Here is a 22,918-nt window from a genome sequence, read left to right as displayed (position 1 = left end):
CCTACCTGGCATTCCGGCAGACCAGCGCGTAGTGCTTGGTGGTGTAACCCCAGCCCGCGTTGGCGATCTCGAGATAGTGGCGCAGCTTGGCGGCCAGACCGGGGCCGTGCGCGTCGATGCGCTCGGCGGCGGCGTCGACATTGCCGATCCAGTCCTCGATGGTGCGCCGGTAGTGCTCGGTCAGGTCATCGACCGAGATCACCGAGAAGCCGGCGTTCTCGGCGGCGGCGATCAGCTCCGACAGCGGCCGCAGTTCACCGAAGCCGAAGATGTCCTCGCGGACGAAGCCGGTGCCGTCGCGATCGTCGAACGCGCTGCGGGTGGCCGCATTACGGAAGCAGCTCTCCGAGACGTAGAGCGTGCCGCCGCGGCGCAGCACGCCCCGCGCGCGGCGGAACACCTCGTCGGGATCGGGCATGTGCACGATCGACCCCAGCAGTGTGACGGCGTCGAAGGAACGGGCGGGCAGGTCGAGCTGCTCGAAGTGCCCGACCCGGGTGCGCACCAGGTCGGCCACGCCGCGCGCGGCCGCCTGCTCGGCGATGTAGTCGTGCTGACGCGGCGCCGGGCTGACCCCGAGCGTGCGGCAGCCCAGCTCGCTCGCCATGTACAGGATCAGCGAACCCCAGCCGCATCCCACATCGAGCAGCTGCTCGCCGCCGCGCAGACCGAGCCGCTCGGCGACGAAGCGCAGCTTGTTGCGCTGCGCCAGCTCCAGGGTGTCGCTGTCGGATGTGTAGAGCGCGGAGCTGTACTTGCGCAGCGGGTCGAGGAACTGCCCGAAGATGTCCGGGTCGAGATCGTAGTGCTGATTGGTATCGGCGACGACGGTCATGCGGCCGCCTCGGCCACGGACCGTTCGACCACCGCGGTCACCTCGGCCAGGGTGGACATCCCGAAGACGTCGGCGTCGTCGAGTTCGATGTCGAAGGTGCGCTCGATGCGGGCGATCATCCGCAGCACCCGCACCGAGTCCACGCCCGCCATGGCGCGCAGGTCGGCGTCGGGGGTCAGCTCGGCGGCGGTCAGGCCGGTCTCGGTGATCGCGATCTCGGTGACCGTGCGCAGGATGGTGTCGGCAGAGGTGGTGGTCATGGCCGGGCTCCGTTCGGGGAGAGGGTGTTCGCCGTGGACAGGGCGTGGTCGAGCAGGGCGACTTCGTCGTCGTCGAGGGTGAGCTGGTCGCGGACGGCATGCAGATCGAACGGCTGATAGCTGGCCGTCGAGGTCGCGCACACCGCGCCGTTCGCGTCGAGGATCTCGGCGTGCGCGGGGATCGGGCCGTCGGCCCGCGCGGGCGGCAGCGTTGCCACACAGCGGTATTCGCGGTCGATCAGCAGGGGAGTGAGGAAGCGGGTGCGTTGGGAGACGGTGAAGGCGGGAACCCGGCGGGCCAGCACGATCAGGTTGCCCATCACCTCGTCGCACACGACGCCGATCAGGCCGCCGTGCACCACGCCGGGATAGGACTCGAACGCGCGTCCGAGCCGGAAGGCGGCTTCCAGCGCGCCGTCGGCGCGCGGGGTGAAGCTCAGACGCAGCCCGGTGGCGTTGTGCGGGGAACAGCCGAAGCAGTGATAGTCGGGGATCACCGACCACGGCACCTCGACGGCGTCGGGCCGTTCGCCTGCGGTCATCACGCGATGGCGTCGGCGAGGGCGCGGCGCACCTTCGCGTTGCTGGACAGGTCGAGGCCGGTGATGCCGGCGAAGGTGCGGCGCACCTTGTCGTGCAGGACCTCCAGCTCGCCCTCGGCGGCGACCTGCTCGAGGAACAGCTCGAAACCGGTGTCGATGGTCTCGTGGTCACCGAGCTCGGCGATGCCGGCCTTGAAGGTGCTCACCGGGTGCTTGATCTTGGCCTCGGAGCTGTAGACGTAGAGCGTCTCGAGCACCGACGGCAGCTCGTCGGGCCGCCGCTTCAGCCGTTCGGTGGTGTAGTGGATGAACTCCCGGGCGTGCCCGGCTTCGTCGCGACTGGCGTTGAGCAGCAACGTCTTCAGCACCGGCTCGGCCACCCAGCTCGACACCGCGCGGTACACGTGGTTGACGGTGAGCTCGGAGATGATGTTGGTGGCCAGCGTCGCCGAGGGCGTGCTGCCCGGCGCGTACGGCTCGCGCATCGCGTCCACCGCGCGGTCGTCGACGTCCTCGCCGATGGCGCCCAGCCAGGAGCGGAAGGCGTAGTGGTGCTGCACCTCCTGGTAGCCCCACACCACCGCGAAGGTGGAGAAGTCGTAGTCGTCGACGAACTCGTCGAGGAAACCGTGCACGGCCGCGATGACATTGGACTCGCCCATCGCCGCGCTCTTGGCGAGGGTGATGTACTCCGGGCGGACCAGCGTCGGGTCGACGGCGGCCAGGTCGAGGTCGCTCAGTTTCCAGTGCAGGCGTTCGTAGTGGCGGAAGATGTCGAAGCTGTGCACTAGGCACTCCCATTCGATCGCAGGGGCGAGCGGCGCGGCGTCATCGCCGGCCGATCAGGTCGCGGGCGGCCAGCCGCTGGAGCTTGCCGCTACTGGTGCGGGGGATGCTGCGCGGCGCGACGAGATGCACCCGCACGGCGGAGAGTCCGAGCTCGGCGGCGACGGCGGCGACGATGGCCGCGGCCAGCGCCTCGGCCTCGGCGCCGGTGCGTTCGGTCTCGGCGATCAGCGCGATCACGTCGTCGCCGTCGGGCTCGACGGCCGCGGTGCAGCGGCCCTGATGGATGCCGTCGAGATCGCGGACCGCGGCCTCGACGTCCTGGGCGTAGTAGTTCACCCCGCGCACGGTGATCATGTCCTTGCAGCGTCCGGTGACGAACAGTTCGCCGTCGCGGCGGTAGCCGAGATCGCCGGTGCGCAACCAGCCGTCGACGAAACGATCGGCGACCGCGTCGGGGTCGACGGCGAGATAGCCACCGGTGACGGGCGCGCCCTCGATCAGGATCTCGCCGACCCGGCCGTCGGGCAGGTCGGCGCCGGTGTCGAGGTCGACGATCCGGAGCGCGATCCCCTCGACCGCCGAACCGACGGAGGCGACCGCCCGCGCGCCGTCCTCGCCGCGCGAGACCGGCTCGGCGACAGCGGCATCCGAGAGCCGGGCGCGGTCGACCCACTCGAAGCGCGGCTCGCGCAGCAGCGGCGGGAAGGCGACGGCCAGGGTGGCCTCGGCCATGCCGTACACGCCGAACATCGTCGACGGCGCGAAGCCGGCGGGCGCGAACCGTTCGCAGAACGCGGTGACCACCGATTCCGAGATCGGCTCGGCGCCGTTGAACGCGATGCGCCAGTGGCTCAGGTCGTAGTCGGTGACCTGCTCGGGACCGATCGCGCCGAGCAGTGCCTCGTAGCCGAAGTTGGGCATGGCGGTGATCGTGGTCGCGGTCGAGGCGAACTCGCTCAGCCAGCGCGCCGGGTCCTTGACGAAGGCCAGCGGGGACCAGACGTGGGCGGGGATCCCGCGCAGCACCGCCGACAAGGTGCCGAACAGGCCCATGTCGTGGAACAGCGGCAGCCAGAAGCCACCCTGGTCGTCGAGGCTCAGGTCGATGCCGGTGCGGATCGCGGCCAGCCCGCTCACCACATTGGCGTGGGTGAGCCGCACGCCCTTGGGCAGCGCGGTGCTGCCGGAGGTGAACTGCACGATCGCCAGGTCGTCGGGTCCGTGCTCGGGCAGCGTGTCCGGGTCGGCGACGACATCGGTGACCAGGTCCGTGGTGTCGACGAACTCGACGCCGATGTCGCCGATCAGCGGGATCATCGAGGCGAAGCGCGGTGAGACCAGCACGGTGCGCATGCCGGCGGCGGCGGTGATCGCGGCCAGCTTGGCCGGGTAGGCGGCCGTGGCGCGGGCACCCGCGGGCAGTGGCAGCGGCGTGGCCGCCCCGCCCGCCGCGGCGATGCCGAACAGCGAGACCAGGAACTCGGGGGCGTTGGGACTGAGCACGCCGACCGGCTCGCCGCGCCCGATCCCGCGCCGGACCAGCGCCGTGGCCGTGGTCTGCGCGCGCAGTCGCAGCTCGGCGTAGCCGACCCGCTCCGACACCGACCAGAACGTCGCGGGCACCTGCGGATGCGCGGCGGCGACGCCGGCCAGCAGCGTGGTGAGCGTTTCACCCGAACGCGAGGAATTCATGCCGGAAACGACAACAGTGCCATATGAAATCGCGCTGAACGAATTCCGAAATACGCGCGCCGATAATGACCGCCGATCGTTCAATTGCACTGCCCGATAAAGATATTCGGCTATCGCCCGATCGGAGCAGACAATACTGCACGAATTCGTGGTGGCCCGGCGGCGACGATGGGCGGCGAAATCCCCGCACCGCTATCGCCGTAGGAGCTGCCGGTGACTTCCGATCATGTCGCGGTCGACGACCCGACCCCGGTGCAGATCGCGGTGCTGGAGAGCGTCGCACCGCACTGCCGCCACGACCCGTACCGCAGTTACACGACGCTGCGGGAGGCGGGCCCGTTCGTCCCCGGCCCGCACGGGATCCACTTCGTGCCCCGGCACGCCGAGGCTCAGACCATCCTGAGCGACCCGCGCTGGAGTCATGCCGAGGAGCCGCAGCTGCTGCACGGCGACAGCGAGGTGGAACTGCCCGGCTCCTTCCTGTGGATGGAACCGCCGGACCACACCCGGCTGCGCGGCCTGGTCGGCAGGGCGTTCACCGCGCGCACCGTGGCGGGACTGCACGAACGGGCCGAGCGCCTGGTCGACGGCCTGCTGACGGCGATGCTGGCCGAAGGCGAGACCGACGCGCTCGAGGCGCTGGCCTACCCGGTGCCGCTGACGCTGATCTGCGAACTGCTCGGTGTCCCCGCCGAAGCCCATGCCCACGTCCGCGAGATCTCCGCGCACATCGCCCGTGGCCTCGACCCCGACACCCTGCTCAGCCCGGTCGAGCTGGCCGCGCGCACCAGCGCCGTGCACGCGTTCACCGACTTCTTCGGCGACCTGATCGCCCGGCGCCGCCGCGACCCCCGCGACGACCTGATCACCGCGCTCGTGCAGGCCGAGGACGCCGGGGTGCGGCTGACCCGCACCGAACTGATCGGGACCCTGCTGATCCTGGTGGTGGCGGGCCACGAGACCACTGTCAACCTGATCGGCAACGGGCTGCTGGCGCTGATCCGCCACCCCGATCAGTTCCAGCGGTTGCGCGAGGATCCGGCGCTGTGCGTTCCCGCGGTCGACGAGGTCCTGCGCTACGACCCGCCCGTGCACCTGACCACCCGGACCGCGCGGCACGAGATCGAGCTCGCCGGCCGGACCTTCGTGCCCGGTGACGCGGTGATCGTGCTGATCGGTTCGGCGGCCCGGGATCCCAGGGCCTTCCCGGACGCCGACCGGTTCGACATCGGCCGCTACGGGCCCGGCCGGCGACCCGAGCGGCATCTGTCGTTCGGTCTCGGCCTGCACTACTGCCTCGGCGCACCGCTGGCCCGCCTGGAGATGCAGGCGGTGCTGCGGGCCGTGGCCACCCGGGTCGAGCGGATGTCACTGCTCGCCGAACCGCCGTACCGCCCGAACGTGGTCGTGCGCGGCATGTCCGAACTGCGAATCAGCCTGGAGGGCCGATGAGTACCGCTGTCCCCGCCGACCTCACCTTCGACGCGTTCGCGCCCGAGCACCGTGCCGACCCGTACGCCGCCTACCACCGGGTGCGCGAGGCGACGCCGCTGTTCCCGTTCGCCCTCGGCGAGGTCCCGGTGACGCTGGTGACCCGCTACGAGGAATGCGCCGCGGTCCTCACCGGCACCGACTGGGGGCACGGCTACTCGGCGGGGATCAGCCCGTTCCGCGACACCACCGCCGCCATCCCGGGGTCCTTCGTCCGGATGGATCCGCCCGAGCACGGCCGCTACCGCAAGCTGGTGGCGAAAGCGTTCACCCCCGCCACGATCGGCGAACTGGCGCCGCTGGCGGGCACCGTGGTCGACGGACTGATCGACGCCGCGCTCGATCGCGGTGAGTTCGACGTGCTCGACGATCTGGCGGTGCCGCTGGCCGTCGCCATGGTCGCGGTGCGCCTGCTCGGCGCGGACGCCGCCGACGGAGCCGACTTCCGCGCCTGGCAGTTGGCGATCGCGCGGGGCAGCGACCCCGACTCGCTGCTCGGTCCCGGCGACATCAGCGCCCGCACCGACGCCGCGATCGCCTGCATGGGGTACTTCGCGCGGTTGATCGCCGAGAAGAAGCGGCAGCCGGGCCCCGACCTGCTCAGCGACCTCGTCGCGGCGAGCGGCTCGGGTGAGCTTCCCACCGAACCCGAGGTGATCGGGATGTCGCTGCTGCTGCTCGTGGCCGGCATGGAGACCTCGATCAACCTGATCGGCAACGGCCTGCTCGCGCTGCTGCGCCACCCCGACCAGCTGGCGCTGCTGCGCGCGCATCCCGAGCTGATCGGGCCCGCGATCGACGAGATGCTGCGCTACGACGCGCCGACCCAGTTCACGATCCGGGTCGCCCTCGACGACACCGACGTGGGCGGGCACACCTTCCGGCGCGGTGACGGTGTCGTGGTGCTGACCGGCTCGGCCAACCGCGACGAGCGGGTCTACCGCGACGCCGACACCTTCGACATCACCCGGTTCACCGGACACCGGCCGCCGCGCAAGCATCTCGGGTTCAGCCTGGGCATCCACTACTGCGTGGGCGCGCCGCTGGCCCGGATCGAGGCCGAGGCCGCGATCCTCGCGCTGCTGGCGCGAGCACCCGAGCTGGCCCTGGCCGACGCGCCGATCGTCTACCGTCCCAGCCTGATCCACCGGGGCATCCTGCACCTGCCGGTGACGCTGTGACCGCGCGCCGCGGGCAGGCGATCGTCATCGGCGCCGGGGTCGCCGGGCTGCTGGCCGCGCGCGTGCTCGCCGATACCTACGAGCGGGTCACCCTGGTCGAACGCGACGAGCTCGACGCGAAAGAGACTGTGCGCCGGGGTGTTCCGCAGGCCTGGCACCTGCACGGTCTGCTCGACCGGGGCCGCCGCGTCATGGAGGAGCTCTACCCGGGCTTCACCGAGCAGGCGGTCTCGGACGGCGCGACCGTCGCCGAGGTGCTGGTCGGCACCCGGTGGTATGTCGGCGGCTCCCGGCTCGCGGCGGGCTCGACCGGACTCACCTCGGTGATCGCCACCCGCTCGCTGCTCGAGACGGTGCTGCGCAGGCGGACCTTGCGGCTGCGCGGCATCGAACTGCTGACCCGCACCACCGTGCAGGGCCTGGTCGGCGACGCCCGGCGGGTGCGCGCGGTGACTGTCATCGGCCCGGCGGGCGCGCAGACCCTGTCCGCGGACCTGGTCGTCGACGCGGGCGGTCGAGGATCACGGATCACGCAGTGGCTCACCGCGATCGGAGCCGAGGTACCCGAGGAGGAGCGGCTCGACGTCGACCTCGGCTACGCGTCGCGGTTCTTCCGGCATCGGCCCGGTCAGCTCGGCGGACAGGCCTCGGTCATCGTCTCGACCGGCGCGAACGGGCGCGGCGGCGGCGCGGTCCGGGTGGAGGGCGATCGGTGGCACGTCACCCTGGCCGGAATGCTCGGCGATCATCCGCCCGTCGACGACGCGGGATTTCGCGAGTACGCCGCCTCGCTGTCGGCCCCCGACATCCACACCCTGGTGATCGGCTCCGAGCCGCTCGGCGACGCGGTGCCCTACCGGTTCCGGACCGCCGTGCGCCGCCGCTTCGACCGCCAGAGCGCCCCGCCGGACGGGCTGCTCGTGCTCGGCGACGCGCTGTGCGCCTTCAATCCCCTCTACGCCCAGGGCATGACGGTCGCCGCGCTGCAAGCCGCGGCGCTGCGCGAGTGCCTCGGTACGGGCGAAACCGACCTGCCCGCCCGGTATTACGCGGCCGCCGCCGGCGCGGTCGAGGTGGCTTGGCAGCTGGCCGCCGGCTCGGATCTGCGGCATCCGGGCGTCGCGGGCAGGCGCACGGTCCGGACCCGGCTCACCACTGTCTTCGTCAGCCGGGTGCAGCGGGTCGCGCACCATGATCCGCGCGTGGCCAGGACCTTCCTGCGGGTCGCCCACCTGGTCGACCCGCCCGCCGCGCTCACCGCGCCGGGCACGCTGCGCCGCATCCTCCTTCCCTGACCACCACCGGAGAACCAGGAGACCCACCCATGACCTCCACGACTTCCCCGATCGACGCCCAGGCGGTCCAGACCGCACTGGTCCAGCTGTTCGGGCCGGACGGCCGCGCCGATCCGTATGCCCCCGCCCGCGTCCTGCGCGAGGCGGGGCCCATCCATCAGACCCCGCTCGGTCACCATGTGCTGACCCGCTACGAGGACTGCGCGGCCGTGCTGTCCACCACCGCGTGGAGCCACGCCGAGGAAGCGGCGATGATGCACCCCACGGTGTCGCCGGAGAACGCCGCCGAGGAACTGCCCACCTCGTTCCTGTGGATGGAGCCGCCGGACCACACCCGCCTGCGCAACCTGGTCACCAAGGGTTTCACCCCGCGCATGGTGACCCGGCTGCGCCCCCGGATCGAGCAGCTGTGCGAGCAGCTCGTCGACGACGCCCTGGCCGCGGGCGAATTCGACCTCGTCGAGAAGATCGCCTATCCGCTGCCGCTGATCATCGCCTGCGAGCTGATCGGCGTGCCCGAGCAGGCCTACGACCAGGTCCACCGGTGGTCCCAGGACCTGGCCCGCGGCTTCGACCACGACTACACGCTGCCCGAGGAATGCCTGAGCGCCCGCAGCGCCGCCTCGCGCGGGTTCATGGGCTACTTCCGTGAGCTGCTCAACGAGCGGCGCGTCACCCCGCGCGACGACCTGCTCAGCGTGCTGTCGCAGGTCGAGGACCGCGGCGATGTGCTCACCGAGCAGGAGCTCCTCGCGACCTGCATCACCACCTTCGTCGCCGGTCACGAGACCACCGCCAATCTGATCGGCACCGGCATGCTGCGCTTGCTGCGCAACCCCGACCAGATCCAGCTGCTGCGCGATCGTCCCGAACTGCTGGCCGTCGCCCCCGACGAACTGCTGCGCCTGGATCCGTCGGTGCAGATCACCACGCGCGCCGCGACCCGGCCGATCACCGTCGCCGGGCACGAGTTCGAGCAGGGCGAAGGTGTGGTGGTGCTGATCAATTCGGCCAATCACGATCCGGCCGCCTACCCCGACCCCGACCGGGTCGACATGACCCGCTACGCCGATCCGATGAACCCGGCCAAGAAGCACCTCGGGTTCAGCCTCGGCATCCACTACTGCCTCGGCGCCCCGCTGGCGCTGCTGGAGATGGAGATCCTGCTCGACGTGCTGCTGCGCAAGGTGCGCACGGTCGAATTGCGTTCGGAGAACCCGCCGTTCAAGCCCAATGTCGTCATCCGTGGGCTGGAATCGCTGGCGGTCGCGGTCACCCCGGCCTGAACACGTCGTTCCCGGCCCCGTCGGTGCAGCCGGCGGGGCCGGGAGCTGTCAGCGCTGGGTCGTCGGAACATCCAGTGCCGCGAGGAAGGCCGATGCCGCCGGGCTGCGGTCGGCGCGGTTCCACACGACGTACTCGACGCGGCTCGGCGCGTCGGTGACCGTCACGATGCGCACGCCGGTGAGCTGTGGGGCGTGGGCGGCGGGCATCATCGCCACACACAAATCCTGGCTGACGAGGCGGGCGATGTAGTCGGCGGTCGTCACCTCGAAGGCGACATCGCGGGTCAGGCCCGCCGCCGCGAACGCCAGATCCGATTGGATCCGGCCCGCCGTGCCCGCGGGCAGGTCGACGAAGACCTCGGTCGAGAGCCTGCGCAGGTCGACGCTCGGTTCCTCGGCGAGCGGGTGGCCCGGTGCGACCACCGCGACGAGCTTGTCGCGCGCGAGTTCGTGGGCGGCGACCCCGCTCGGCCGCGTGGTCGTCGGCAAGCCGAGGAAGGCGACATCGAGGACGCCCTGTTCGACCTGCTCGGCCAGCTCCTCGCTCGCGCCGACCCGCAAACTGATCCGCACGTGCGGGTACGCGGTCCGGAATTCGCGCAGCGCGGCGGGCAGATCGACCGCGGCGACGGTCGGGATCAGGCCGACGGCGAGCCTGCCTCGCACCTCGCCGACCGCCGCGGCCACCTCGGCCACCGCCCGCTCGGCGGCGTCGAGACACTGACGGGCCGCCGGGAGGAAGGCAGCGCCCGCCTGGGTGAGCCGGACCCGGCGGCTCGTCCGGTCGAACAGTTTCGCGCCCAGTTCACGCTCCAGCCGGGCGATCTGATGGCTCAGGGCCGACTGCACGACCAGGCACCGCTCGGCGGCCCGGGTGAAGCTGTCGGTCTCGGCGACGGCGAGGACGTAGCGCATCTGCTGGAGCTCCATGTATCCATCGTGATTCACGATCGTTGCGGTGACAAACATGTGTTGGATTCATAGATCGTCGCGCGGTTCGATGGGTCCATGAAAGGTTCAGTGGCTCGGCCGACTTCCGGTGACCTCGGCGCGGGGCGGGTGACACGGACCGCGATCACCGCGCTCGCGCCCGCCGCCTGGGGCACGACCTACGTGGTGACCACCGAACTCCTGCCGCCCGATCACCCGGTGTTCGCCGGGTTGCTGCGCGCCCTGCCCGCCGGGCTGATCGCGCTCGCGCTCACCCGGATCCTGCCGCGCGGACTGTGGTGGGCGAAGATCGCGGTGCTGGGGATACTCACCATCGGGGTGCCGTTCCCGCTGCTGTTCCTCGCGGCCGAACACCTGCCCGGCGGGGTCGCGGCGACCCTCGCGGCGGCGCAACCACTGGTGGTCGCGGTGCTGGCGATGCCGGTGCTCGGGGAGCGGCCGTCACCGCGGCGGCTGGTCTGGGGGACGATCGGCGTCACCGGGGTGGGGCTGGTGGTGCTCGGGCCGAGTGCGGCGCTCGATGTCACCGGGGTCGCGGCCGGACTGGTGAGCGCGGCATCGATGGCGCTGGGACTGACTCTCACCAAACGCTGGGGACGCCCGCCCGGGGTCGGCCCCGTGGCCTTCGCGGGGTGGCAGCTGACGGCCGGCGGGCTGGTCCTGTTGCCGGTAACCGCCCTGGTCGAGGGCGCGCCACCCCCGATCGACGGGCCCGCGGCACTCGGCTACCTGTGGATGGGTCTGTGCGGCGGACTGCTCGCCTACATCGTGTGGTTCCGCGGGCTGGGCACGCTGCCGGTCACCTCGGTCGCGGTGCTGCTGTTGCTGTCGCCGTTGGTCGCGGCCGTGCTCGGCGCGGTCCTGCTCGGCCAATGGCTCGGCCCGGTCCAGCTCGTCGGCTTCGGTCTCGCGCTGGCCGCCATCGTGGCCGGTCAGCTGCCCGACAAGCCAGTCGTATCGGCCGCCGAAATGCCTGTGCCCGAAGATAGTTCAGCGCCGGTGTGTGCCGGGGCAGGGCGGCGGACGAGATGAAGCGCTCTTCGCCATCGGGGCTGCGCTGACCGGCGTCGCCGCGCCCGCGCAGGTGCCGGCGGATCGGGCCTCGGCCGGGTCGACGGCGGTGGCGCAGTGGCAGCCCGTGATCGACATCAGTGCACGGATTCGGTGTCCACTGCGGTGAGGAAGCGGCGGAGGTGCTCGGTGACCAGCTGCGGTTGTTCGAGGGTGCTGGAGTGGCCGCAGTTCGGCAGGTGGTGGCGGCGGGCGTGGGGGATCAGGGTGGCGATGCGGTCCGCGCAGGAGGGCGGGGTCGCGGTGTCGTCGGCGCCGACGAGGACGAGGGTGGGGGCGGTGATCGACGGGAGCTCGGGGGCGATGGCGGGGCGGGCGGTGACACCGTGGACGGCTTTGCGGAGGGCGACGCGGTCGGTGGCGGCCAGACGGCGGGACCAGTCACCCAGGACCGCGGAAGCGGCCGGGGAGGCGCGGAAGGTGGGGCCGAAGAGGTGGGGAGCGACGCGGCCGAGGACGGGGCGGTGCCCGAACCAGCGCAATGCCCACGCGAGGCGCTGGTACTCGGCGACTTTCGTGGGGTCTTCGGCGTCGGCGCTGGTATCGAGGAGGGCGAGGGAACGCAGGAGTCGAGGGTGCCGGGCGGCGAGGCGGAGGCCGACGAAGCCGCCCATGGACAGACCGACCCAGTGGACCGGGCCGGTGCGCAGGGCCGCGAGGACGCCGACGGCGTCGGCGGTGAGGGTGTCCATGTCGTAGCCGCCGGGCGTGGGCGGAGTGTGGCCCTGGCCGCGCCAGTCGAGGGTGACGCAGCGGTAGTCGAGTTGCAGGGATGACAGCGGGGCGCGGAACATCCAGCCGCCGAACAACAAGCCGTGGCCGAAGACGACCGTGGGCGCGTCGGGCTTGCCCGCCGGGGTACCGGTGTCGGTGTAGGCGATGGACACACCGTCGACGACGACGAAGGGCATGGGGATCACGGCCTCTCGGGTCACGGTGTCGCGATGCGCACATTGCGCATCGTGACCAGCGCTGTCGCGCACAGGGTTTCACCGTCGTCCTCGACGGAGAAGACCTCGGCGGCGGCGATGGTGAGCAGCGCACCGGGCTTGATCACCCGGCCGCGCGCGATCACCGTCGCGCCCTTGGCGGGAGCGAGGATCTTCACCGTGTAGTCGACGGTCATATTGATCCAGCCGATCGGCAGCAGGGTGCCCGCCGCCGATCCCGCCGCGAAGTCGGCGAGCGAGCCGAGCACACCACCCTGGAAATAGCCGTCGTGCTGGGTGAGTTCGCGGCGGTGCGGCTGCACGATCTCGACCTCGCCGGGCGCGATCCGTCCGAAATGGAAACCCAGATGGGCGGCAGCGGGCATGGACAGCACCGCGGCGGGAACGACCTGGGCGAAATCGGGGTTGGGGGCCTGCGTCGTCATCGGGTCGGGCTCCTCTGGTCGGGGGTGGATGGCCATGCCTCGAAACCCGCTGCCGCGTACCGCGCGCGGGCGGCCGATCGCATGATCTTGCCACTGCTCGTCTTGGCCAGCTGGTCCGGCGGCGTCAGCACCAGGTCGCCGACGGCGAGTTCGTGTTCCCGGATCACCGCCGCCCGGATCGCTCCGATCACCTCGGCGGGATCGGCGTCGAGCCGGTCACGGCGCAGCTCCTGCACGACCACCAGCCGCTCACCCGCGTCACCGGGGTAGGCGAAGGCCGCCGAGCCGCCGTGGCGCAGCGCGGGATGCGCGGACTGCACGGTGTCCTCGATGTCGTGCGGATAGTGATTGCGGCCGCGGATGATCACCATGTCCTTGATCCGGCCGACGACATACAGGTCGCCGTCCACCAGCATCCCGACATCGCCGGTGCGCAGCCAGGCGGTGCGCGGATCGTCGGCGGCGCGGGCCCGCAGCAGTTCCTCGGTCGCCTCGGGGCGCCGCCAATAGCCCTGTGCCACATGGTCGCCGGTCACCCAGATCTCACCGGTCCGGCCCGCGGGGCACGACCGCAGCGTGGCGGTGTCGACGATGCGGACGCGTTCACCGGGCAGGACCCGCCCGGAACTGACCAGCGTGCGCGCCGTGCCCGGTCGGGCGGGTCGATAGTGCCCGGCACCGAGCGCGGCGGTGTCGACGGTCAGTGTGCGCGGGCCGCGGCCCTTGTCGCTGCCGGTGACCAGCAGGGTCGCTTCGGCCAGCCCGTAGCAGGGGTAGAGCGAAGTGGCCCGGAAGCCGTGCGGGGCGAAGGTTTCGGCGAACCGCGCGAGCGTGGCCGGGCGGATCGGCTCGGCGCCGTTGAACGCGACCTGCCAGCTGGTGAGATCCAGCTCGGGCACGGGCTCGGCGGCGGCCCTGGCGACGCACGCGTCGAAGGCGAAGTTCGGGCCGCCGCTGGAGTGCGCGCGGTACTCGCTGATCGCCGTCAGCCACAGCAGCGGCCTGCGCACGAAGGTGGCCGGTGACAGCAGCACGCTGGTCGCGCCCACCCAGAGTGGTTGCAGCACATTGCCGATCAGGCCCTGATCGTGGAACAGCGGCGCCCAGCCGACCACCGTCGACCCGCTGTCGTGACCGAAGGCGTGCCGGATCATCTCCTGGTTGGCGGCCAGATTGCTGTGCGAGACCATGACGCCCTTGGGCGCCGAGGTGGACCCGGAGGTGTACTGCAGGAACGCCACCGCGCCGGGGTCGATCGGCTCGGCGGGGAACTCGGTGCGCGTCAGGGTGTCGACGGTCAGCCAGGCGGCCTGTGGCAGTAGTGGTTGCAGCGCGGTGCGCAGCGGCTCGAGCGCCCCGGTGACGGTGAGAACCACGGCGGGCGCGCAATCCCGAACGATCGAGCGCGTCGCGTGCTGGACGTGCGTGCGGCGCGGCGGATTGACCGGGACCGCGATCACCCGCGCGAACAGGCAGCCGAAATAGGCGGCGAGGAAGTCGAGTCCGGGCGGGAAGACCAGTAGCGCTCGTTCGCCCGGCGCGCAGACCGCGCGCACCTGCGCCGCCACCGCCATGGCCCTGGCGTGCAGTTCGGCGTAGGTGAGGTGGCCGGCCTCGGCGCCGGTGTCGTCGAGGAAGCGGTAGGCGACGCGGTCGGGGGTGGCGTGCGCACGCTCGCGCAGGACCTCGGGCAGCAGAAGAGTGCTCATCGGCTCGCTCCGAACGACACGGGCAGGCTGTCGAGGCCGCGCAGCAGGAAACTGTGCTCCTGCCAGGCGAAGTCGCCCGCCGGTGTGGCCAGGCGCGGATGCCTGCGCAGGAGGGCGTCCAGGGCGATCCGGGTCTGGAGCTCGGCGAGGGCGCCCCCGAGGCAGCCGTGCATGCCGTGCCCGAAGGCCAGGTGATTCCCCGGCGTCCGGGTGATGTCGAATTCGTCGGGGCGAGCGAAGATCTCGGGATCGCGGTTCGCCGCGCCCAGACACACCAGGACATGCTCGCCCGCGCGGATCGTCTCCCCGCCGATCGTCACGTCCCGGGTGGCCAGCCGCTTGGTCAGCTGGAGCGGCGCGTCGTAGCGCAGGGCTTCCGCGACCGCGGCGCGCAGCGAGTCGGGGGACCGCCGCACCATGGCGGCCTGATCCGGGTGCCGCAGCAGAGCCAGGGTGGCGGTGCCGATGAGCGACTTGGTGGTCTCGGTGCCCGCGACGAAACACATGATGCAGACGAAGATCAGCTCCTCGTCGGTCAGGCGGTCCCCGCCCGCGGTGCGCGCGGCGAGCAGGCGGCTGATCAAGTCGTCACCGGGGGCGGCGCGGCGTTCGGCGAGCACCTCGGCCAGTGCGTCGGCGAACAACTCCACCACGGTGCGCACGCGGGTCAGGTCCTCGGCCTTCATCAGGCCGGGCTCGAGCAGGAAGCGGATGTCGTGCGTCCAGCCACCGACCCAGGCGTGCAGGGCGGGCGGCAGCGCCATCCACTCGCACAGCACCGCGACCGGGAGCGGTCCGGCCAGGTCGGTGATCACCTCGGCCCGGCCCGCGGCGATCGCGGGCCGCAGCAGCCGGTCGGCGATGGAGGCCACCAGGGGTTCCAGGGTCGCGATCGTGCGCGCCGTGAACACCTTGTTCACCAGGCCGCGCAGGCGGGCGTGCTCGGGGTTGTCGGTGAACACCAGCGAGGTGCGCCCGAGGCGTTCGATCCGCGCGACCTCGGGCTGACCGAGCCTGCGGGCCTGCTCGGTCACCAGCCGTGGGATCAGCCCCGCGCTGAAGGTTTTGTCGTGCAGCACGGTTCGCGCGTCGGCGTGCCGGGTCAGCACCCACATGCCGAGCGTCTTGTGCACCGGCCGCGACTCCCGCAGCGCTCGGTACGCCGGGTAGGGATCACGCCGGAACTCGGCGCTGAACGGGTTGAACCGGATCGACGGGCGCGGCGCGGACAGCGTCATCCTCGCCCCCGGCGCGAGAAGAAGGTCTCCGGATAGGGACGGGCGACGATGCGCAACAGGCCGAGTTTGCCCATCCGGAAGCCCAGCGCCGACAGCTTCAGATAGCGCTCGTACCGGGCGACGGTCTCCGCGCCGACCAGCGCGACGGCCTCGGCCCGGTGTTCGCGCAGCCGGCGCGCCCACTGCGCGCAGGTCCAGGCGTAGTCGAGCCGGTCGTCGGTGAGCCCGACGATCTCGAAGAGCCCGTCGGCGGCCGCGGTGATCTCGGCGAGGGTCGGCAGGTCGGCATCGGGGAAGATCTCCTGCTGCATGAAGGCGCTGGCCTGCTCGCGGCGCATGTTGCCGTAGGCGATCGTCTGCAGCGACAGCGTGCCGTCGGCGGTGAGCCAGTCCCGGCAGCGGGTGAAGAATTCCCGGTACACCGCGATCTTGGCGGCCGGGGTGTCGTCGGGCCGCGCGAAGTGCTCGAACGCGCCGATCGAGATGATCCCGTCGAAGCGAGCCTCCGGCGCGTAGTGCACCCAGCTCTCGGTCCGCACCTCGACGCCCGGCAGCGCCAGCGCCCGGACATGCTCGGCCTGTTCGTCGCTGAGGGTCAGCCCGACCATCCGCGCCACACCGTGCTCGCGGCTGCCACGCGCGAGCACCGAGCCCCAGCCGCAGCCGATGTCGAGCACCGACTCCGCCCGGTCGGCGTCGATCGCGCTCAGGTGGTGGCGGAGCTTGCGGTCCTGCGCGGACTCGAGGGTGTCGGCGGGAGTGGCGGGCATCGCGCACGAGTAGCTCAGCGATGTGTCCAGCCACAGGCGGTAGAAGGCGTTGCCGATGTCGTAGTGGTGCCGGATCGCCGCGGCCGCGGCGTCGGCGCGGGCATCGGCCGGCTCGGTCACCGGCGGCCCGAGTTCGCGGTCAGCCGCTCGTGCAGATGCCCGGCGACCGCGTCCAGCGTCGGGTTCTCGTAGAGGTCCTCGGGCGACAGGTCGACGCCGAACTGCTCCTCCACCTCGATGAGCAGGGCGACCGCCAGCGCGGAATCGACACCGAGACGGTCGAAGTCGGCGAGCGGGTCGATGGTGCTCGCCGGGACCTCGAGCAGCTGCCCGAGATACTCCTGGCACCACGTGACGATGGCTTCTCTACTGGTGTCCACGACAGCTCCTCATGCGCGTTTGGCGGCCAGCCGGTCGGCCGAGGGGATCTTCAGATCCCAGGCCAGACCGAAGGTTTCGAGCGTCCAGATCAGCCAGTAGCCGGGATCGAGCCGGTACCAGTGCAATCCGAACGACGGTGACTCGGGGAAGGCGTGATGATTGTTGTGCCACGACTCGCCGAGCGTGATCAGCGCGAACACGCCGCCGTTGCGGCTGTTCTCCCTGGACTGATACGGGCGGGTCCCCATCATGTGCAGGAACGAGTTGATCGCCCAGACGATGTGCTCGAGCAGGAAGATCCGCACGAACCCACCCCACAGCAGACCGCTCACGGCGCCGGTCCAGCTCAGGGTGAGCAGTCCGCCCAGCACGGCGGGCAGCAGCAGACCCAAGCCCACCCACCAGTAGTACAGCCGCGCCACCCGTACCAGCGACCGGTCCTTGATCAGGTCGGGGGCGTAGTGGACGATGTTCGGGTACTCGTGGCGGCGCATCCACAGGAAGTGCGAATGCGCCAGCCCGCGCAGCGCGCCGCGCAGACCGTCACCGGAGAGGTTGGGGGAGTGCGGATCTCCCTCGCGATCGCTGTATTCGTGATGGCGCCGGTGCAGCGCCACCCACGACACCACCGGGCCCTGCCCGGCCATCGACCCGAACACCGCCAGCACGGCCGCGACCGCGGGCGTGGTGCGGAAGGTGCGATGGGTGAACAGGCGGTGGTAGCCGACGGTGATGCCGAGACCGGTCAGCAGCCACATCCCGAACAGCAGCCCCAGCTCCACGGCGCCGAGCGGGCGCACGAACAGGAAGGCCAGCGCGGCAACGGTTCCCACGATCGGCGCGACATCGAAGAGCAGGAAGTGCCTGCGCTGCAGTCGATGGATGTAGGGGTTGCTGATCGTCTTCTTCCGCGGCGAGGTGTCTTCTCGCGTCATGGTCGGACCGTAACAACGGGCGAAGCCCACGGCGTCGGGTCGCCGTGGGCTTCGATCGTGGGATCGAACTTGTGGATGATGGGGTCAGCGGGCGCCCGCGCGCAGCACCACCTTGCCGTTGCGGCCGGGGGTCTCGGACACGACCGCCGCCTCGCCCGCGCGGTCGAGCGGGAACTCGGCCTGCACCTCCAGCCGTAAGGTGCCCGCGGCGGCCAGGCCGACCAGTTCGGTGATCAGGCGCACGTAGTCGGCGTGCTCGATCTCGCTGGAGCGCTGCTGGCCCCAGAAGCCTTTCACCACGGCCTGTTTGAAGATGACGGCGCCGGTGTCGATGACCAGCGGCTGACCCGACAGCGCGCCGAAGGAGATCAGTTCACCACGCGGCGCCAGCAGCGACATCAGCGTGCCCGCGGCGGGGCCGCTGACCTGGTCGACCGCCCGCACGATCGGCTCGCCGTTGGTGACCTCGGCCGCACGGGTCGCCCAGTTCTCGGTCTCGGTGTCGATCACCGGTCCGTAGCCGAACTGTTCGAGGGCCCGCACCGAGTCCGGCCCGCGGACCAGGCTCAGCACCCGCACGCCGCGCTGCTGGGCGAACAGGTTGAGCAGCCGGCCGACCGCGCCGTTGGCGGCGTTCACCGTGATCCACTGCCCGGGGTGCACGTGCAGATCGTCGAGCAGCATCAGCGCGCTCAGCGGCATGGCCAGCAGCTGGCAGGCGGTGCCGTCGGGGACCTGCGGCGGCATCGGCACGACCTGCTCACCCCGGACGACGACGAAGTCGGCCCAGGCCGCGCGAGCGCCCGCCACGGCGACCCGCTGTCCCACCGCGACCCCGCCCGCGCCGGGCCCCACCGCGTCGACCACGCCGACCGCCTCGGTGCCGGGGATGGCCGGCAGCGGCGGTTTGTACCCGTAGACACCGCGAATGATGGCCAGGTCGTGATTGTGAATCGGTGACAGCGTCATCGCGATCCGCACCTCGCCCGGTCCCGGCTCCGGCGGCGGCACCTCCTGCGCGGTGAGCACGTCCTTCGGATCGCCGAACCGGTCGATGACAACTGCCTGCATGTCCGCCTCCATGGTGGTTGCGAGTCCCTGCACGAGCATGTTCGCGTTCCATTGTGGCACCGCGGGCGCGGCGGCCCGGTCAGGCCAGGGGCGTCTCGTGGACGGTGCGCCAGCGCGGCTGCCCGGCGCGGTCGTCGGGGACAAGGACCGCGGTGACGCGGCGGGCGGTCGCGGCGTCGCCGGACAGGTGGCGTTCGAGGAAGCGGATCACCACGGTGTCGTCGTCGAGGAGGCATTCGAGCTCGGTGATCTCGATCGCCAGGCCGGGCTGTGCGTTGCGGGCACCGCGCAGCCCGGTGAGCAGCTCGTCGCGGGCCAGGACCGCGCCGGTAGTGGTCACCATGGTGAAGTCCGGGTGCTGGGCGGCGGCGAAGCGGTCGAACACCTCGACCGGCGCGGCGGTGCCCAGCCATCGGGCGAGGTCGGCGTGCAGGGATTCGACGGCCGCCGACAGCTCGGGGCGGACCGGAAGGGAATGCGACACTCCCGCAGTCTAGGTGGGCGCCGTGGCAGGCCCGGCGGGGGAAGTCAATACGCCGCAGGGTGGATGGGGTACGGCGGCGGTAGCGGCTGAAAATAGCCCGCACGGTGGACGAAGTGGACCCGCCACCGCGCCTACGCTCACTCCATGGCTGAGGCACTCGGAACGCGGTCGCCCACAGTATCTTCCGGTCGACGGATCGCCGAGGTCGACATCCTGCGCGGGTTCGCCCTGTTCGGCATCCTGATCACCAACCTGATCGTGGCGACGACACTGTGGTCGGCGACCGGAACCCGCGACGCACCGGTGCCCCGGTTCGACGGCACGGCCGACCACCTGGTGCGCGCCACCGTCGACGCCCTGTTCACCGGCCGGTTCTACCTGTTGTTCGCGTTCCTGTTCGGGTATTCGTTCACCCTGCAGATCGCGGCGGCCGAACGCGCCGGAGTCGCGCCAGCGCGGCGGTTGCTGCTGCGCTGCGCCGCGCTGATGGCGATCGGGCTCGTCCACGTGTATCTGCTGTGGATCGGCGACATCCTCACCCTGTACGCGTTCTTGTGCCTGCACCTGATCCTGCTGCGCAAGCTGCGGCCGCGCACCGCCGTCGTCACCGGGGTGGTGCTCTACACGGTGTGGTCGGTGTGGAGTTTCCTGCCCGGCGAGACGAGCATCCTCGGCCTCGGCGAGTTCTTCGACCTGCCGAAGCTGGCCGCCGACTACACCGGCGGCTTCGCCGACACCTTCGCGGCGCAGACCGCGCTCGCTCCGATCTTCCTGCTGCTGATCTGGTTCGCCCAGGGCATTCCGAGTTTCGCCATGTTCCTGCTCGGCATGGCGGCGGGCAAGCGGAACCTGTTCGAGGACCCCGACACCGTGCGCCGCTGGTCAGCCCGCGCGATGGTGGTCGGTTTCGGCCTCGGCCTGCCCATCTCGGCACTCACCTTCGCCGACGTCATGGGCTGGTGGAACGCGCCCGCGCTGATCCACGGGCTGCAATACCTCGTCGGCCCCGTGATGACCTTCGCCTACGTCGCCGTGGTGGTGCGGCTCGCCCGGTCGGCCCGCACGAGCCGCTTCGCCGCCCGGCTCGCACCGGCGGGCCGGATGGCGGCGTCGAACTACATCGGCCAATCGATCGTGCTCATGGTGGTCTACACCGGCTACGGCTTCGCCCTGGCCGACGACATCCCGCCCCTGGGCGTCGTGGGCATCGGCCTGCTCACCTTCGCCGCCCAGCTGGCCCTGAGCTCGTGGTGGCTGCGCGGTCACCCGTACGGGCCGATCGAATGGGTGCTGCGTGCCGCGACCTACCTGACCGTCCCGGCGTGGCGCCGGCCGACCGAATCGGTTGCGGTACAAGCCCGATAGCCGGCGGGGCCGTCGCGACCGCCGAGACTGCGACCGGGCTGCGGTCGATGCTGCTTCACTGGGGCCATGACGACCGCTATGCCGAGCTCCCGCGCTCGCACGATTCTCGCGTTCACCACGCTCGGTCTCGGATGCGGGCTGGCCGCGATGGGCCTGTTCGAATGGTGGGTGAGCGACATCGACGTCTTCGTGGTCTACGGCGGCAGCTATGAGCCGTGGTCCGGGACAGCGGGAAGTGTCGACGTGGAGCCGAGGGGGAGCCTCGATGACCCGACGGTGCGATTGCGCATCGGTCTGGTCGCCGTACCCGCCATGCTCGGACTGCTGGCCGGACTTGTGCTGAGCTGGGCCGGCTGGCGAGGAGTCCGAACCACGGCGGCAGGCTCTGGCGATGCGCCGGCGTCGCGCTGACTCGGGGCGGCGTAGCGGTGTCGGTCAGGCAGAGGTGTCCGTGGCCGCGGGGCGATGGAATTCGGCACGCCAGCGGTGGCGGCCCGGGGTGTCGGGGCGGGGGAGACGTTCGATGCGGATCGGGATGAGGTCGGGGGTGGCGATCGCGTTCATGTCGGCGGGGGTGAGGGGCCAGGGTGGGCCCGGGGCCGGGGTGGTGGCGATGTCGGCGATGACCAGGAGGGTGGCGTCGGGGGCCAGGAAACCGCGGATGGCGGCGATCGCGGCCGCGCGGACGGACGGGGGCAGGGACTGGATGGTGATGGACTCCACGACCAGGTCGAAGGCGGCGAGCCAGGCGGCGGGTGGGTGCAGCAGGTCGGCGACCTTGTAGGTGACCGGGGACTGCGGGAAGCGGGTGCGGGCGCCGCGGATGGCGGTGGGCGAGATGTCGAAGGCGGTGGTCCGGATGCCTTGCGCGGCAACGAACTCGGCGTCGACGCCGTACCCGCAGCCGATGACCAGAGCGCGGCGGCCCAGGGGCGTCGGGGTGGTGGTGAACCAGTCGACCAGCAGCGGATTGGGTTCGTCGCGGTCCCACGGAACGACCGAGGTCCCCGCCGCGGCCTCGGCGTAGAGCGGTTCGAACCAGCCGGTCGGATCGTCGGCCGCCAGCGCCTGGGCGGCGAGTCGACGGTCGGCGGACGGCTGCGCGTCGGTCATGGTTCCAGTCTCCACCACCGCGCGCGAGACCGCCGCACGACATTCGGCGAGCCGCGGGAAAGGATTCGGCGAATCAGGGAATCAGCACGACTTTTCCTGTGGTCGACCGATTTTCGAGGGATTCGTGCGCCCGCGCCGCCTCCGCGAGCGGGAACTCGGTGCGCGCGGGCCGGAACAGGCCGTCGGCGGCGGCGGTCAGTGCCCGCCGCGACAGCGGCAGCAGGTCGCCGCCGGCGCGCTCCAGCATCGCCGGACCGAGCACCGATCGGGAGGTGATGCCCCGCGTGGCCAGTGCGTCCGGATCGACGGCGGTCGGCGCGCCGCTGGACCAGCCGAAGATCAGGTGCCTGCCGCCGGGGCCGAGCAGTTCGACCGCGGCGGCGCCGACCGCGCCGCCGACACCGTCGAACACGTCGGTCGCGGTGCGCCCGCCCAGCTGAGCGCGAACCGTGCCCTGCCAGTCCTCGGCGGTGTAGTCGATCGCGATAGCGGCGCCGTTCGCCGCGACCCGGCGCACCTTGTCCGGGCCGCCCGCCAGTCCGACCACGGTCGCGCCGGCCGCGACGGCGTACTGCACGAGCAGGGTGCCGATCCCGCCGGCCGCGGCGGGCACCACCGCGACACTGTCGGCGTCGAGCTCGGTGAACAGCAGGATGCCCAGGGTCGTGCGCCCGGTCCCGAGCATCGCGACCGCCGTGCTCGGGGACACGCCATCGGGGATGGTCAGCAGCCGGTCGGCGTCGGCCGTCGCGAACTCCGCGTACCCGCCGGGGGCGGCGCCCAGATGCGCGACCACTCGGGTGCCCAGCAGTCGCGCGTCGACACCCGCACCGACCCGGTCGACGGTGCCGGCGACCTCACGGCCCGGCACCGTCGGCAGTGACGGGACCGGGAAGGGGCCGGGCTCGCCCCGCCGCAGGGCGGTGTCGACCAGGTGGACGCCGCAGGCCGCCACCGCGATGCGCACTTGGCCGGGCGCCGGCTCGGGCTCGGGGACGGACTCGTAGCGGAGGTTGGTGGCCGGACCGAATTCGTGCAGTCGGATTGCGTGCATGCCACCACTGTTCAACCTGAACGGCTCTCG

The 22,918-nt window shown here is 71.4% G+C and carries 24 protein-coding genes; 7 read left to right on the top strand and 17 right to left on the bottom strand.

Annotated elements, in window-relative coordinates; translation table 11 throughout:
* Position 1 precedes the first annotated feature (1 nt).
* Genes ATM97_RS21290 through ATM97_RS21270 form a run of 5 tightly spaced genes read right to left on the bottom strand, consistent with a single transcriptional unit; the run spans position 2 to position 4,118 of the window.
* Entirely contained in the window at positions 2-835 is an 834-nt protein-coding gene (locus tag ATM97_RS21290) for a cyclopropane-fatty-acyl-phospholipid synthase family protein (RefSeq protein WP_218719794.1), read from the bottom strand.
* Positions 832-1,095 carry an acyl carrier protein gene (locus ATM97_RS21285; protein ID WP_218719793.1) on the bottom strand — a complete coding sequence of 88 codons (264 nt, stop codon included), beginning with the start codon at positions 1,093-1,095 and terminating at the stop codon, positions 832-834. Before ATM97_RS21285 ends, ATM97_RS21290 begins: the two co-directional genes overlap by 4 nt.
* Positions 1,092-1,637, bottom strand: a complete 546-nt coding sequence (locus tag ATM97_RS21280; RefSeq protein WP_218719792.1) for a PaaI family thioesterase — start codon at positions 1,635-1,637, stop codon at positions 1,092-1,094. The genes ATM97_RS21285 and ATM97_RS21280 overlap by 4 nt, the downstream gene beginning before the upstream one ends.
* Positions 1,637-2,425: a ferritin-like domain-containing protein gene (locus ATM97_RS21275; protein ID WP_218719791.1), complete on the bottom strand. Its 789-nt coding sequence runs from the start codon at positions 2,423-2,425 to the stop codon at positions 1,637-1,639. The genes ATM97_RS21280 and ATM97_RS21275 overlap by 1 nt, the downstream gene beginning before the upstream one ends.
* 40 nt (positions 2,426-2,465) lie before the next feature.
* Entirely contained in the window at positions 2,466-4,118 is a 1,653-nt protein-coding gene (locus ATM97_RS21270; protein ID WP_218719790.1) for an AMP-binding protein, read from the bottom strand.
* A 213-nt stretch (positions 4,119-4,331) separates the two neighbouring features.
* Between ATM97_RS21270 and ATM97_RS21265 the strand changes: the two genes are divergently transcribed.
* Genes ATM97_RS21265 through ATM97_RS21250 form a run of 4 tightly spaced genes read left to right on the top strand, consistent with a single transcriptional unit; the run spans position 4,332 to position 9,371 of the window.
* Positions 4,332-5,570, top strand: a complete 1,239-nt coding sequence (locus ATM97_RS21265; RefSeq protein WP_218719789.1) for a cytochrome P450 — start codon at positions 4,332-4,334, stop codon at positions 5,568-5,570.
* On the top strand, positions 5,567-6,790 hold the full coding sequence (locus ATM97_RS21260) for a cytochrome P450 (protein ID WP_218719788.1): 1,224 nt from the start codon (positions 5,567-5,569) through the stop codon (positions 6,788-6,790). Before ATM97_RS21265 ends, ATM97_RS21260 begins: the two co-directional genes overlap by 4 nt.
* Positions 6,787-8,085, top strand: coding sequence for an FAD-dependent monooxygenase (locus tag ATM97_RS21255; protein ID WP_218719787.1), 1,299 nt, complete (start codon positions 6,787-6,789; stop codon positions 8,083-8,085). The genes ATM97_RS21260 and ATM97_RS21255 overlap by 4 nt, the downstream gene beginning before the upstream one ends.
* Before the next feature lie 29 nt (positions 8,086-8,114).
* Positions 8,115-9,371, top strand: coding sequence for a cytochrome P450 (locus ATM97_RS21250; protein WP_218719786.1), 1,257 nt, complete (start codon positions 8,115-8,117; stop codon positions 9,369-9,371).
* Positions 9,372-9,419: 48 nt separating this feature from the next.
* On the opposite strand, the gene ATM97_RS21245 is transcribed toward ATM97_RS21250, so the two are convergent.
* A complete protein-coding gene (locus ATM97_RS21245) occupies positions 9,420-10,301 on the bottom strand; it encodes a LysR family transcriptional regulator (RefSeq protein WP_218719785.1) in 882 nt (293 codons plus the stop codon).
* Between the two features lie 78 nt (positions 10,302-10,379).
* Here ATM97_RS21245 and ATM97_RS21240 point away from each other — a divergent pair, with 78 nt between their 5' ends.
* A complete protein-coding gene (locus ATM97_RS21240; RefSeq protein ID WP_218719784.1) occupies positions 10,380-11,354 on the top strand; it encodes an EamA family transporter in 975 nt (324 codons plus the stop codon).
* Positions 11,355-11,470: 116 nt separating this feature from the next.
* Here ATM97_RS21240 and ATM97_RS21235 read toward each other — a convergent pair whose 3' ends face one another.
* The 9 genes from ATM97_RS21235 to ATM97_RS21195 all read right to left on the bottom strand — a co-directional run bounded on the left by ATM97_RS21235 (position 11,471) and on the right by ATM97_RS21195 (position 19,356).
* A complete protein-coding gene (locus ATM97_RS21235; RefSeq protein ID WP_308248567.1) occupies positions 11,471-12,328 on the bottom strand; it encodes an alpha/beta hydrolase in 858 nt (285 codons plus the stop codon).
* Entirely contained in the window at positions 12,325-12,768 is a 444-nt protein-coding gene (locus tag ATM97_RS21230) for a PaaI family thioesterase (RefSeq protein WP_218719783.1), read from the bottom strand. Before ATM97_RS21230 ends, ATM97_RS21235 begins: the two co-directional genes overlap by 4 nt.
* Entirely contained in the window at positions 12,765-14,477 is a 1,713-nt protein-coding gene (locus ATM97_RS21225; protein ID WP_218719782.1) for a fatty acyl-AMP ligase, read from the bottom strand. Before ATM97_RS21225 ends, ATM97_RS21230 begins: the two co-directional genes overlap by 4 nt.
* Positions 14,474-15,715, bottom strand: coding sequence for a cytochrome P450 (locus tag ATM97_RS21220; RefSeq protein ID WP_218719781.1), 1,242 nt, complete (start codon positions 15,713-15,715; stop codon positions 14,474-14,476). The genes ATM97_RS21225 and ATM97_RS21220 overlap by 4 nt, the downstream gene beginning before the upstream one ends.
* Positions 15,712-16,605: a cyclopropane-fatty-acyl-phospholipid synthase family protein gene (locus tag ATM97_RS21215; RefSeq protein ID WP_218719780.1), complete on the bottom strand. Its 894-nt coding sequence runs from the start codon at positions 16,603-16,605 to the stop codon at positions 15,712-15,714. Before ATM97_RS21215 ends, ATM97_RS21220 begins: the two co-directional genes overlap by 4 nt.
* Positions 16,602-16,865 carry an acyl carrier protein gene (locus ATM97_RS21210; RefSeq protein ID WP_218719779.1) on the bottom strand — a complete coding sequence of 88 codons (264 nt, stop codon included), beginning with the start codon at positions 16,863-16,865 and terminating at the stop codon, positions 16,602-16,604. Before ATM97_RS21210 ends, ATM97_RS21215 begins: the two co-directional genes overlap by 4 nt.
* A gap of 9 nt (positions 16,866-16,874) precedes the next feature.
* The gene (locus ATM97_RS21205; protein WP_218719778.1) at positions 16,875-17,801 is read right to left on the bottom strand and encodes an acyl-CoA desaturase; all 927 of its coding nucleotides are present in this window, start codon (positions 17,799-17,801) and stop codon (positions 16,875-16,877) included.
* 84 nt (positions 17,802-17,885) lie between these two features.
* Positions 17,886-18,872 carry a zinc-binding dehydrogenase gene (locus tag ATM97_RS21200; RefSeq protein ID WP_218719777.1) on the bottom strand — a complete coding sequence of 329 codons (987 nt, stop codon included), beginning with the start codon at positions 18,870-18,872 and terminating at the stop codon, positions 17,886-17,888.
* Positions 18,873-18,951: 79 nt separating this feature from the next.
* Entirely contained in the window at positions 18,952-19,356 is a 405-nt protein-coding gene (locus tag ATM97_RS21195; protein ID WP_218719776.1) for a DUF4440 domain-containing protein, read from the bottom strand.
* Positions 19,357-19,500: 144 nt separating this feature from the next.
* On the opposite strand from ATM97_RS21195, the gene ATM97_RS21190 reads away from it, so the two are divergent.
* Complete coding sequence (locus ATM97_RS21190; RefSeq protein ID WP_218719775.1) at positions 19,501-20,721, top strand: DUF418 domain-containing protein; 1,221 nt, start codon at positions 19,501-19,503, stop codon at positions 20,719-20,721.
* A 66-nt stretch (positions 20,722-20,787) separates the two neighbouring features.
* Positions 20,788-21,132, top strand: coding sequence for a hypothetical protein (locus tag ATM97_RS21185; protein WP_255588147.1), 345 nt, complete (start codon positions 20,788-20,790; stop codon positions 21,130-21,132).
* A gap of 24 nt (positions 21,133-21,156) precedes the next feature.
* Here the strand turns inward: ATM97_RS21185 and ATM97_RS21180 are convergent, their stop codons facing one another.
* Both ATM97_RS21180 and ATM97_RS21175 read right to left on the bottom strand, forming a co-directional pair.
* The gene (locus ATM97_RS21180) at positions 21,157-21,834 is read right to left on the bottom strand and encodes a methyltransferase domain-containing protein (RefSeq protein WP_218719774.1); all 678 of its coding nucleotides are present in this window, start codon (positions 21,832-21,834) and stop codon (positions 21,157-21,159) included.
* A gap of 73 nt (positions 21,835-21,907) precedes the next feature.
* A complete protein-coding gene (locus ATM97_RS21175; RefSeq protein ID WP_218719773.1) occupies positions 21,908-22,888 on the bottom strand; it encodes a zinc-binding dehydrogenase in 981 nt (326 codons plus the stop codon).
* Positions 22,889-22,918: the final 30 nt, after the last annotated feature.

Origin of the sequence: Nocardia sp. MH4, assembly GCF_019266065.1 — a bacterium.
Lineage (GTDB): Bacteria > Actinomycetota > Actinomycetes > Mycobacteriales > Mycobacteriaceae > Nocardia > Nocardia canadensis.
Note: the sequence above shows the minus strand (reverse complement) of the source record. Positions and strands in the feature narration are given on the sequence as shown.